The following is an 11,383-nucleotide window of genomic DNA, read 5'->3' on the forward strand; positions in this document are numbered from 1 at the left end:
CGTGAGCCCTGTACGTCGCTGTTCGCGCACCGCTTGCGGCCGTCCCGCCGTCGCGACGCTGACGTACGTCTACGCCGACTCGACCGCGGTCCTCGGCCCGCTCGCCACCTACGCCGAACCCCACTGCTACGACCTGTGCGCCGAGCACTCCGAGCGCCTCACCGCCCCGCGCGGCTGGGAGGTCGTCCGCCTCCTCGACGGCTCGGCTCCGGCCCGGCCCAGCGGCGACGATCTGGAAGCGCTTGCCAACGCCGTGCGGGAGGCGGCCCGCCCCCAGGAGCGGGCGGCCCAGGCCGGCGGTGGCGGGGCCCGGGGGGCGGACCCGATGGAGGTCGCACGCCGCGGCCACCTGCGGGTTCTGCGCTCGCCGGACAACTGATCCCCGCTCACTCCGAATCTCTTCGGATCTCTTCGAAATCTCTTCGAATGCGCCTCTTTTGAACGCGCGTTGCGCCGAGTCGTGCACGCTCATTGACGCGTGGTTGGCGCGGACACGACCATTCCGTTTGAGGTAGCGAGAAATCGCTTTCGCATGGCGGAAAAACGGTCGGAAACGCGAACGGTCGGAAACACGGCGGAGACCGGGGAGGCACCCGTGTACGTCCAGGAACTGGAACCCCTCGCCGGCTCACTCGGCCTGTCCGCGCTCGTGGCGGCCTTACCCCTCGTGATCGTCCTCGTCCTGCTCGGCGGCGTCCGCGTCAAGGCGCACCTGGCGGGCCTCACGGGCCTCCTGGCGGCCGTTCTGGTCGCCTGGCTCGCGTACGGCATGCCGCTGGACCAGACGCTCTCCAGTGCCGCCCAGGGAGCCGTCTTCGGCCTCTTCCCCATCCTGTGGATCGTCGTCAACGCCCTGTGGGTGTACCGGATGACCGTCCGCACCCGGCACTTCGACATCCTGCGCCGTTCCTTCGGGCGGCTCTCCGACGACCCCCGCATCCAGGCCCTCGTGGTCGCCTTCTGCTTCGGCGCCCTCCTGGAGGCCCTCGCCGGCTTCGGCGCGCCTGTCGCGATCTGCTCGGTCATGCTCGTCGCCCTCGGGTTCGAGCCGGTGCGCGCGGCGGTCGTCGCGCTGGTCGCCAACACCGCGCCGGTCGCCTTCGGGGCGATGGGCACACCGGTCGTGACCCTCGCCCAGGTCACCGAACTCCCCCTGGACACCGTGGCCTCCGTGGTGGGCCGTCAGACTCCGCTGCTCGCCCTTGTGGTGCCGCTGGTGCTGGTCGGCCTGGTCGACGGCCGCAGGGGCCTGCGCGAGACCTGGGTGCCCGCCCTGGCGTGCGGAGTCGCCTTCGCCGTCGCCCAGTTCGCCGCCTCCAACTACGTCTCCGCACAACTCGCCGACATCGGTGCCGCCTTGGCCGGCGCGGGTGCCCTGGTCGCCGTACCGCAGGCGCGCAGGCCCGCCGCCGAGCCCGTACGCGCGGCCGTGCTGACCGGCACCCGCAGCGAAGAGCTGGACGAGGCAGACCCGCGCGGTGAAGTCGTGCGCGCCTACGCCCCGTACGCGCTGATCGTGGTGATCTTCTCCATCGCCCAGATCCCGGCGGTCAAGGACTGGCTGGCGGGAGCGACCCAGACGTACGACTGGCCTGTCCTGAACGTCGTCGACGCCGGCGGGGAGCCGGTCGGCGGGAACGTCTTCAGCTGGCCGATCGTGTCCACCGGCGGCACGCTCGTGCTGCTGGCGGGGGTCTGCACGGCGGTCGTCCTCGGGGTGCACGCGCGCGTGGCGGTCAAGGAATGGGCCGCCACGGTGTACGAGTTGAGGTTCGCGATCCTGACCGTGACCTCCGTACTGGCCCTCGCCTACGTCATGAACCTCTCCGGACAGGCAGCCACGATCGGCCACTTCGTGGCGGCGGCGGGCGCGGGGCTCGCCTTCCTGTCACCGGTCCTCGGCTGGTTCGGTGTGGCCGTCTCCGGTTCGGACACCTCGGCCAACGCGCTGTTCGGGGCGCTGCAGGTGACCGCCGCCCGGGAGTCGGGCCTGTCGCCCGAACTCCTCGCCGCCGCCAACAGTTCGGGCGGTGTCCTCGGCAAGATGATCTCGCCGCAGAACCTCACCATCGCCTGCGCGGCGGTGGGGCTGGCGGGCCGCGAGGGGGACCTGCTGCGCAAGGTGCTGCCCTGGAGCATCGGTCTGCTGCTGGTGATGTGCCTGATCGTGGTCGGGCAGAGTTCGCCCGTACTGGACTGGATGCTGCCCTGACCTGAGGTAACGGCTGGGCGTCCACATGGTCCGCGCACAGCGCGTTGTCAGCGGGTACGGGTAGTTTGGGGTGACCGACAGGACTTTCAGGAGGGTTGGCCGTGGCTGCTGATCTGTCACAGCTCGTAAAGGCTTACGACGTGCGCGGTGTCGTCCCGGACCAGTGGGACGAGTCGCTGGCCGAGCTCTTCGGGGCCGCCTTCGTCCAGGTGACCGGCGCGGAGGCGATCGTGATCGGCCACGACATGCGGCCGTCCTCCCCGGGTCTGTCCCGCGCCTTCGCGCGCGGAGCGGCCGCACGCGGCGTGGACGTCACCGAGATCGGCCTGTGCTCGACCGACCAGCTGTACTACGCCTCGGGCGCGCTGAACCTGCCCGGCGCGATGTTCACGGCCTCGCACAATCCGGCCCAGTACAACGGCATCAAGATGTGCCGCGCGGGCGCGACCCCGGTCGGCCAGGACACGGGCCTGGCGCAGATCCGCGAACTGGTCGAGCAGTGGAGCGAGTCGGGCGCCCCGGACCCGGGCGCGTCGACGGGGACGATCACGCAGCGCGACACGTTGGAGGACTACGCGGCCCACCTCCGCTCCCTCGTCGACCTGACCTCCATCCGCCCCCTGAAGGTCGTCGTCGACGCGGGTAACGGCATGGGCGGTCACACCGTCCCGACGGTCTTCGACGGCCTGCCGCTGACCCTGGTCCCGATGTACTTCGAACTGGACGGCACGTTCCCCAACCACGAGGCCAATCCGCTCGACCCGGCGAACATCGTCGACCTCCAGAAGCGCGTCCGCGAGGAGGGCGCCGACCTCGGCATCGCCTTCGACGGCGACGCCGACCGCTGCTTCGTCGTCGACGAGCACGGCGATCCGGTCCCCCCGTCCGCCATCACCGCCCTGGTGGCCTCCCGCGAGCTCGCCAAGCACGGCGGCAAGGGCACGATCATCCACAACCTGATCACGTCCTGGTCGGTGCCGGAGGTGGTCAAGGAGAACGGCGGCACGCCGGTACGCACGCGCGTGGGCCACTCCTTCATCAAGGCCGAGATGGCGCGGACCGGCGCCATCTTCGGCGGCGAGCACTCCGCCCACTACTACTTCCGCGACTTCTGGAACGCCGACACGGGCATGCTGGCGGCGTTGCACGTCCTGGCGGCCCTGGGCGGCCAGGAAGGCACGCTGTCGGCCCTGGTGGCGCAGTACGACCGCTATGCCGCCTCCGGCGAGATCAACTCCACGGTCGACGACCAGACGGCCCGCATGGCGGCCGTCAAGGCCGCGTACGAGGGCCAGGAGGGCATCACGCTGGACGAACTCGACGGCCTGACGGTCACTTCCACCGACTGGTGGTTCAACGTCCGCCCGTCCAACACGGAACCGCTCCTGCGCCTGAACGCGGAGGCGAGGGACGAGACGACGGTGGCGAAGGTACGGGACGAGGTACTGGGGATCATCAGGGGCTGAGGCAACGCCGGGTGCCGTTGCAGCCATCCCGCGTAGCTGCGGGCAGTCGTGCCTCCCCCCGTGCCTCAAGGGCCTGGGGGCCACCCCCAGGCGGCACGGTTGGGCGCAACGGCACTCCGCCGGCGCCGGCCGCGCGACCCACCCCCGCCCCGCACCCACGCCGGTCACGCATCAACACCGGCACCCGCTCCCACCCGGCGGTACCCTGACCAGCACATCCGCACACGTACCGCCCGCCCCCGAAGGGAACCCCCATGCCGCTCGAAGCCGGCCTCCTGGAGATCCTCGCCTGCCCGGCCTGCCACGCCCCCCTCAAGGAGCAGGACACCGAGCTGATCTGCACCGGCCAGGACTGCGGCCTGGCGTACCCCGTCCGCGACGGCATCCCCGTCCTCCTCGTCGACGAGGCCCGCCGCCCCGCGTAACCACTGGGCCCGCCGCCCGAGCACCAGGACACCCGGCCACCGGAGGCTGCCGCCCATGCTCGACGAATCGCTGCTCGACAACCCCGACGCACTCTCGGAGGCCGACCACCGCGGCCTGCTCCGCGGCGCCGCCGAAGCGGGCGCCCGCGTCCGCACGGCCGCCCGGCACGCCGCCGATGCGGGCGTGCACGACCTCAAGCCGGACGGCCGCCCCCGCGCCGTCCTCATCGCGGGCCCCGGCGCCGCCGCCACGCACACCGCCGACCTCCTCGGCACGCTCGCCGGCGCCGGCAGCCCCGTCATCCGCCTCGCCCCCACCGGAGTCGCCCCCGCCGCGGGCGCCCTGCGCTGGGAGCTGCCCGGCTGGGTCGGCTCCGTGGACCTGCTCCTGATCGCCACCCCCGACGGCACCGAACCGGGCCTGTCCCTGCTCGCCGACGCGGCCTACCGCCGCGGCTGCGCGGTCGTCGCCGTGGCCCCCGCCCGCACCCCGCTCGACGAGGCCGTGCACGGTGCCCACGGCCTCTTCGTCCCCATGGCGACCGCCCCGTACGAGCAGGACGAGCAACTGCTCGCCGCATCCGCCCCCGGCGTGCTGTGGGCGCTGCTCACCCCGTTCCTCGCGCTGCTGGACCGCATCGGCGTGCTCGCCGCCCCGCCCGACGCCATCGAGAAGGTCGCCGACCGCCTCGACGGCATCGCCGAACGCTGCGGCCCCGCCATCGCGACCTACAGCAACCCGGCCAAGACCCTGGCCGCCGAGCTCGCCGACGCACTCCCGGTGATCTGGACCGAGGGCACCTCCGCGGGCCCGGCGGGCCGCCGTTTCGCCGCAGCGCTCGCCGAGCTGTCCGGCCGCCCCGCCGTCGTCGCCGAACTGCCCGAGGCGCTCGCCGCGCACAGCGCCCTGCTCGCGGGCCCGCTCGCCGCCGGTGCCGACCCCGAGGACTTCTTCCGCGACCGCGTCGAGGAGCCGCCCGCCCTGCACGCACGCGTGGTGCTGCTCCGCGACCGCCCGATCGGCAGCCTCACCGCCGCCCCCGCCGCCCGTGACCTGGCCCTCAGCCACGACACGCCGATCAGCGAACTGGAGCCGGAGTCGGGCGGCGAAGTGGAGACCCTCGCGGAGCTGATCGCCATCACGGATTTCGCCGCCGTTTACCTGGCGCTCGCCTCGGGCGCCTGATCTTGCCCAGGACGCCTTTGACCGCCGTACGCACAGCGAAGCCGTAGGCACAGAACAGCCGTACGCCAAGAGCAGCAGCCGTACGCACAGAGAACCGGCAGAAAGAACCCCATGGACCGCCTCGACAACACCATCCGCCCCTACGCCTGGGGTTCGACCACCGCCATCCCGCAGCTGCTCGGCGTCGAGCCGACCGGTGAACCGCAGGCGGAGATGTGGATGGGGGCCCACCCGGGCGCACCCTCGCGCACCGACCGGGGCACGCTCGTCGAGGTGATCGACGCGGACCCCGCCAAGGAGCTCGGCCCGGCGTCGGTCGCAAAGTTCGGCCCCCGTCTGCCCTTCCTCCTCAAGATCCTCGCCGCCGGTGCCCCGCTCTCCCTCCAGGTGCACCCCAACCTGCAGCAGGCGAAGGAGGGTTACGCGGACGAGGAGCGCCGCGGCATCCCCGTGGACGCCGGACACCGCAACTACAAGGACGCCAACCACAAGCCCGAACTGATCTGCGCGCTCACCGAGTTCGACGGCCTGTGCGGCTTCCGCGACCCGGGCCGGGCCGCCGACCTGCTCGACGCTCTCGGCGTCGACTCCCTCAAGCCGTACGTCGACCTGCTGCACGCCCGCCCGGAGGAGGCGGCCCTGCGCGAGGTACTGACCGCCGTCCTGACCGCCGACCGCGCGGAGATGGCCCACACGGTCGCCGAGGCCGCGGCCGCCTGTGCCCGCCTGGGCGGTGACCACGCCCCCTACGCGGACATCGCCCACCACTACCCCGGCGACCCGGGCGTCATCGCCGCGATGCTGCTCAACCACGTCCGGCTCCAGCCCGGCGAGGCCCTGTTCCTCGGCGCGGGCATCCCGCACGCGTACCTGAACGGCCTCGGCGTCGAGATCATGGCCAACTCCGACAACGTCCTGCGCTGCGGCCTGACCCCCAAGCACGTGGACGTCCCCGAACTCCTGCGCATCGTCCGCTTCGAGCCGAGCGACCCCGGCGTCCTGCGTCCCGAGGCGTCCCCCGACGGCGAGGAGGTCTACGAGACCCCGATCGACGAGTTCCGGCTCTCCCGCTACGTCCTCCCGGAGGGCACCACCGCCCACGACCTCACCCGCCCCACCCCGCAGATCCTGCTGTGCACGGCCGGTTCCGTACGGGCGGGGGAGCACGAGCTGGCCCCGGGCGGCTCCGTGTTCGTCCCGGCGGGCGAGAAGGCCGAAGTGTCGGGTACCGGTACGGTCTTCCGGGCCACCGTGGTCGCCTGAGACGACCCGGCGCGCCGTTGTCGGACCGGGCTGCAACAATGGCCCACCGGCAAAGGACGGGCAAAGGCCCGGCTTCTTGGGCGACCGCGTACGTACGAAGGCGAAGGGACCACGCGAACACATGAGCGCGTCAGGCGGTACCAAGGCGATCGTGGCGGCACTCGTCGCCAACCTCGCGATCGCGGTAGCGAAGTTCGTGGCGTTCCTCTTCAGCGGATCGTCTTCGATGCTCGCCGAGTCCGTGCACTCGGTCGCGGACTCCGGCAACCAGGCCCTGCTGCTCGTCGGCGGCAAGAAGGCCCAGCGCGAGGCCACCCCGCAGCACCCCTTCGGGTACGGCCGCGAGCGCTACGTCTACGCCTTTCTCGTCTCGATCGTCCTCTTCTCGGTCGGCGGCATGTTCGCCATCTACGAGGGCTACGAGAAGATCAAGCACCCGCACGAGATCGAGCACTGGTACTGGCCGGTCGGCGTCCTGGTCTTCGCGATCATCGCCGAGACCTTCTCCTTCCGCACGGCGATCAAGGAGTCCAACACCCTGCGCGGCAACAAGTCGTGGAAGGAGTTCGTCCGTCACGCCAAGGCCCCCGAACTGCCCGTCGTCCTCCTTGAGGACCTCGGCGCGCTCGTCGGCCTGATCCTGGCCCTCGGCGGCGTGTGCCTGGCCCTGGCGACCGGCGACGGCGTCTGGGACGGCATCGGCACCCTCTGCATCGGCGTCCTGCTGATCCTGATCGCGCTGGTCCTGGCCGCCGAGACCAAGTCCCTGCTCCTCGGTGAGGCCGCGGGTGTCGAGGAGGTCCAGAAGATCGAGGCCGCCATCGTCGACGGCGACGCGGTCACCGGCATCATCCACATGCGCACGCTCCACCTCGGCCCCGAGGAACTGCTGGTCGCCGCCAAGATCGCCGTCCAGCACGACGACACGGCCACCGAGATCGCCTCCGCCATCAACGCCGCCGAGGCCCGCATCCGCGAGGCCGCCCCGATCGCCCGCGTGATCTACCTCGAGCCCGACATCTACAGCGAGGCCGAGGCCGCCAAGGGCGCCGACCGCGAGGCGACGCCCGGGGGGCCGACCGCGCACGACGCCGGGCACTGAGTTCCGTTACGGCAACGGGGTCCGCCGAGTCGCTCGGCGGACCCCGTCGTCCGTTCCGTCCTCCGTCACGTCACAGGTGCTCGGGCCACAGCGACGACTGCGCCACCGGCCGCCGCCGTACGGTCCGTGCCGCGATCCCGAGGACGACCCCGGCGAGCGCGAGCACGAGCCCCGGCAGCGTGCCCACGGCGAGCAGCACCGGCACCGTCCCACCCCGGTCGCCAGTGAAGAGCCGGGAGTCCATCGAGTTCAGCCGATGGTCGCCGAGCAGGAACAACCTGCCCTCGGGCACTTGCACGTCATACGGCCGGTGCAGCCCGCCCGCGATGCCGTCCTGGCGTAAGGCTCGTGCCGCGGCTTCCCGTTGACGGCGATCCGCTCCCGCGTCGACCCCGCACTCGCGCAGCACACGACACGGTCACCGCCCACGCCGACGACGCGCTGCATGACGGACTCGGCGAACTGATAGCGCTCCGGCGCCGAGTACAGCACCACATCGCCCCGTCTCACCTCGTCCCCGCCGACGCGCTCGGCGACGATCCGATCGCCGACGGCGTACGTCGGCGACATGCTGTCGCTCGGCACCGTGGCCGGCAGACAGCCCGCCCGTAGCCACCCGAGCGACGCGATCACGAGCACCACCCCCAGGTCGCGACCGCAGAGAGTAGCGGCCCCGTCGACTACCGGATCTCGCCCAGAACGCCGAGGACGGCCCTCTCGTCCGGCGCGGTGGAGAGACGCTCCCGGAACCCGGCGTCCATCAGCTTCCGCGACAGCAGCGCCAGAATCCGCAGATGCTCGTCGCCCGCGGCCGCCTCCGGTACGGCGATCATGAACACGAGCCTGGCCTTCGTACCGTCCATGGAGCCCCACTCGACACCCTCGACGGACCGCGCGAAGCCGACCACGGGCGCGGTCACCGCGTCCGTCTTGGCGTGCGGGATCGCGATCTCCTCGCCGAGACCGGTCGTCCCCTGCTCCTCGCGCCGCAGCGCCGTCCGCACCAACTCGTCCACATCGGCCACCTTGCCGCTCCGCGCGAGCAGATCCGCCAGCTCCCGGATGGCGGCCTCCTTCTCACGAGCGTCGAGCCGAACCTTCACGGTCCGCTCGGTGAGGTGGCCGGAGAGCACCTCGTCCTCGGCGGCATCGGAGCCGGTACCGGCCGAAGCGGCGACCGCCCGGGATTCGGCCACGGCCTGCCGCGATACGGCGGTGTCGGCGTCCGGCACACCAGCGCCCGCCCCGATCAGCGCGGGCTCGGGCCCGGCCGCACCTCCGCCGCCGACCGACGCACCCTTCCGCCTCCGTTCGCTGACATCGACCAACGAGACCGTCGTCAACCCCGTGACCACCGTGCCGATCACCACGGCCACGAAGAACATCGGTACGCCACTCACCGCGCCCAGCACCGCCACGATCGGCCCGCCGTGCGGCACCGCGTCCTCGACGCCGGCGACCCCGGCGATCGCACCGGCCACCGCACCGCCGAGCATGTTGGCCGGGATGACCTGCGCGGGCCGCGCCGCCGCGAACGGGATCGCGCCCTCGGAGATGCCGAAGCAGCCCATGAACAGCGCGGCGAGCCCCGTCTCCCGCTCCTGCTCGGTGTACAGCCGCTTGCGTATCAGCGTGGCCAGGCCCTGACCCAGCGGCATGACCGGGATCGCGGCCGCGCACATGCCCATGACCGTCTGGTTGCCGGTCGCGATGAGCCCGGTGCCGAACAGGAACGCCGTCTTGTTGACCGGCCCGCCCATGTCGAACGCGATCATGAGCCCGAGAATCGCGCCCAGCAGGATCGCGCTCGTGCCCGTCATGCCGCTGAGCCAGTCGGTCAGGTGCTCGAAGACCCAAGAGATCGGCTTGCCGATGACGTAGACGAAGAACAGCCCGAGCGACGTGGTCGCGACGATCGGGATCACGATGATCGGCATGATCGGCTGCACGAACTTCGGGACCCTGACCTTTTTGATCCACAGCACCAGATACCCCGCGAGGAACCCGGTCACGATCGCCCCGATGAACCCGGCACCGGCCTTCGAGTCGTACAGCGACCCGGTGTTCGCGATCCAGCCACCGACCATGCCCGGCACCAACGCGGGCCGGTCCCCGATCGCGTAGGCGATGTATCCGGACAGGATCGGCACCATCAGCGTGAAGCCGATGACGCCGATGTTGTTCACGTCCATCCAGAAGGAGTCCTCCGGGATGACCAGACCGCCGGACGGGTCGGTGTGTCCGCCGAGCGAGAGCGAGATCGCGATCAGCAACCCGCCGACCACCACGAACGGGATCATGTAACTGACCCCGTTCATCAGCGCCTTGTAGCCGACGCTCCGCTCCTTGCCAGCGTCGGCCGCCCCGGGCGCGGGTGCCTCACCTTCCCTGTGCACGGGCGCCGACCGCACCCGCTCGATCAGCCGCTCGGGATGGCGAATGCCCTCCGCCACGCCGACCGTGAGGACCCTCTTCCCCGCGAAACGGCTGAGGTCCACGTCCTTGTCCGCGGCGACGATGACGCCGTCCGCGGTGTTGACATCGTTGTCAGTCAGTACGTTCTCGGCCCCGATGGACCCTTGCGTCTCCACCTTCATCTCGATGCCGCGGCTCTCTGCGGCCTGCGCGAGCTTCTCAGCCGCCATGTACGTGTGTGCGATGCCGGTCGGGCATGCGGTCACCGCGAGCAGCTTCAACCGCCTGCGCTCGCCATCGCCGCCGCCCGTGGGGGGAGGGCCGGCCGGACTGGTCACGTCGATCTCCTAACACCTTCGTCACGCGGAACGCCGTCCCGGACGCCCCGCGGGATCGCTGAGAGCTTGCCGATCCCCACGCATCCTGCAACACCCACACCCCGACTCAAGGCGTGAAAGTCCTGCTTCGCCCTCGTCTGCTCACTCCCGTCCTCCCGTTCATAGGTGTCCTGTTATCGCTGTCGCGCCTGCCCTGCGCCGATACCGATGACACTTCGCGATCGGCGTGATGTGTTCGGAGGCGGACTGGGGACGGCAGGGCGCACCGTGTAGCTTGGAACGGAGCCAGACGTCGCTGCTGATGGCGGTCGGGCGGTCCCAGTGCGGACCGGCCGAGGGAGAGAGGGCCTCCGACGGACTGCGCTGCGCACACGCGGGCATGCCTGTGTCCTCCTCGGGCACCCCTGTGTCCGCCGCCGCGCAGACCAGCCGTACCCACCTCGACCCAACCCCGAGGAGCAGCTCGCAATGACGACTGTCGACAACCGACAGGACTTCAAGGTCGCCGACCTCTCCCTGGCCGAATTCGGCCGTAAGGAGATCACCCTCGCCGAGCACGAGATGCCGGGTCTGATGGCGATCCGCAAGGAATACGCCGAGGCCCAGCCCCTCGCCGGCGCCCGTGTCACCGGCTCCCTGCACATGACGGTGCAGACCGCCGTCCTCATCGAGACCCTGGCCGCCCTGGGCGCCGAGGTCCGCTGGGCCTCCTGCAACATCTTCTCCACCCAGGACCACGCGGCCGCCGCCATCGCCGTCGGCCCGAACGGCACGCCCGACAACCCGCAGGGCATCCCGGTCTTCGCCTGGAAGGGCGAGACCCTGGAGGAGTACTGGTGGTGCACGGAGCAGGCGCTGACCTGGCCGAACACCCCCACCGGCGGCCCGAACATGATCCTGGACGACGGCGGTGACGCCACCCTCCTCGTCCACAAGGGCGTCGAGTACGAGAAGGACGGCAAGGTTCCGGACGTCG

At 71.2% G+C, this 11,383-nt stretch carries 11 protein-coding genes; 8 read left to right on the forward strand and 3 right to left on the reverse strand.

Annotated elements, in window-relative coordinates; genetic code table 11:
- Position 1: 1 nt before the first annotated feature.
- The 7 genes from ABT063_RS30270 (at position 2) to ABT063_RS30300 (ending at position 7,654) form a co-directional block, all read left to right on the forward strand.
- Positions 2-379 carry a DUF3499 domain-containing protein gene (locus ABT063_RS30270; RefSeq protein ID WP_031481227.1) on the forward strand — a complete coding sequence of 126 codons (378 nt, stop codon included), beginning with the start codon at positions 2-4 and terminating at the stop codon, positions 377-379.
- A 216-nt stretch (positions 380-595) separates the two neighbouring features.
- Positions 596-2,212: an L-lactate permease gene (locus ABT063_RS30275; protein WP_351062631.1), complete on the forward strand. Its 1,617-nt coding sequence runs from the start codon at positions 596-598 to the stop codon at positions 2,210-2,212.
- A 101-nt stretch (positions 2,213-2,313) separates the two neighbouring features.
- On the forward strand, positions 2,314-3,678 hold the full coding sequence (locus ABT063_RS30280) for a phosphomannomutase/phosphoglucomutase (protein ID WP_351062632.1): 1,365 nt from the start codon (positions 2,314-2,316) through the stop codon (positions 3,676-3,678).
- 254 nt (positions 3,679-3,932) lie between these two features.
- Positions 3,933-4,103, forward strand: coding sequence for a Trm112 family protein (locus tag ABT063_RS30285; protein ID WP_007382472.1), 171 nt, complete (start codon positions 3,933-3,935; stop codon positions 4,101-4,103).
- 55 nt (positions 4,104-4,158) lie between these two features.
- A complete protein-coding gene (locus ABT063_RS30290; protein ID WP_351062634.1) occupies positions 4,159-5,289 on the forward strand; it encodes an SIS domain-containing protein in 1,131 nt (376 codons plus the stop codon).
- Between the two features lie 111 nt (positions 5,290-5,400).
- A complete protein-coding gene (gene manA, locus ABT063_RS30295; protein ID WP_351062635.1) occupies positions 5,401-6,552 on the forward strand; it encodes a mannose-6-phosphate isomerase, class I in 1,152 nt (383 codons plus the stop codon).
- Positions 6,553-6,673: 121 nt separating this feature from the next.
- Complete coding sequence (locus ABT063_RS30300) at positions 6,674-7,654, forward strand: cation diffusion facilitator family transporter (protein ID WP_351062636.1); 981 nt, start codon at positions 6,674-6,676, stop codon at positions 7,652-7,654.
- 70 nt (positions 7,655-7,724) lie between these two features.
- On the opposite strand, the gene ABT063_RS30305 is transcribed toward ABT063_RS30300, so the two are convergent.
- From ABT063_RS30305 to ABT063_RS30315, 3 genes are read right to left on the reverse strand one after another with little or no spacing between them, the layout of a single operon-like run.
- The gene (locus ABT063_RS30305; protein WP_351062638.1) at positions 7,725-7,952 is read right to left on the reverse strand and encodes a S26 family signal peptidase; all 228 of its coding nucleotides are present in this window, start codon (positions 7,950-7,952) and stop codon (positions 7,725-7,727) included.
- Positions 7,904-8,287, reverse strand: a complete 384-nt coding sequence (gene lepB / locus ABT063_RS30310; RefSeq protein ID WP_351062639.1) for a signal peptidase I — start codon at positions 8,285-8,287, stop codon at positions 7,904-7,906. Before lepB ends, ABT063_RS30305 begins: the two co-directional genes overlap by 49 nt.
- 47 nt (positions 8,288-8,334) lie before the next feature.
- Positions 8,335-10,407, reverse strand: coding sequence for a fructose-specific PTS transporter subunit EIIC (locus ABT063_RS30315; RefSeq protein ID WP_351062641.1), 2,073 nt, complete (start codon positions 10,405-10,407; stop codon positions 8,335-8,337).
- A 468-nt stretch (positions 10,408-10,875) separates the two neighbouring features.
- On the opposite strand from ABT063_RS30315, the gene ABT063_RS30320 reads away from it, so the two are divergent.
- Positions 10,876-11,383 (forward strand): adenosylhomocysteinase (locus ABT063_RS30320; protein WP_351062643.1); only part of this gene is annotated, 508 nt, incomplete at its 3' end.

The organism is Streptomyces sp. NPDC002838 (assembly GCF_040295365.1).
Taxonomy (GTDB): domain Bacteria; phylum Actinomycetota; class Actinomycetes; order Streptomycetales; family Streptomycetaceae; genus Streptomyces.

Excerpts from the sequence above, each read along its gene's own strand:
- ABT063_RS30285 (WP_007382472.1), top strand. The coding sequence starts at position 3,933 with ATGCCGCTCGAAGCCGGCCTCCTGGAGATCCTCGCCTGCCCGGCCTGC.
- ABT063_RS30290 (WP_351062634.1), top strand. The coding sequence starts at position 4,159 with ATGCTCGACGAATCGCTGCTCGACAACCCCGACGCACTCTCGGAGGCC.
- manA (WP_351062635.1), top strand. The coding sequence starts at position 5,401 with ATGGACCGCCTCGACAACACCATCCGCCCCTACGCCTGGGGTTCGACC.
- ABT063_RS30300 (WP_351062636.1), top strand. The coding sequence starts at position 6,674 with ATGAGCGCGTCAGGCGGTACCAAGGCGATCGTGGCGGCACTCGTCGCC.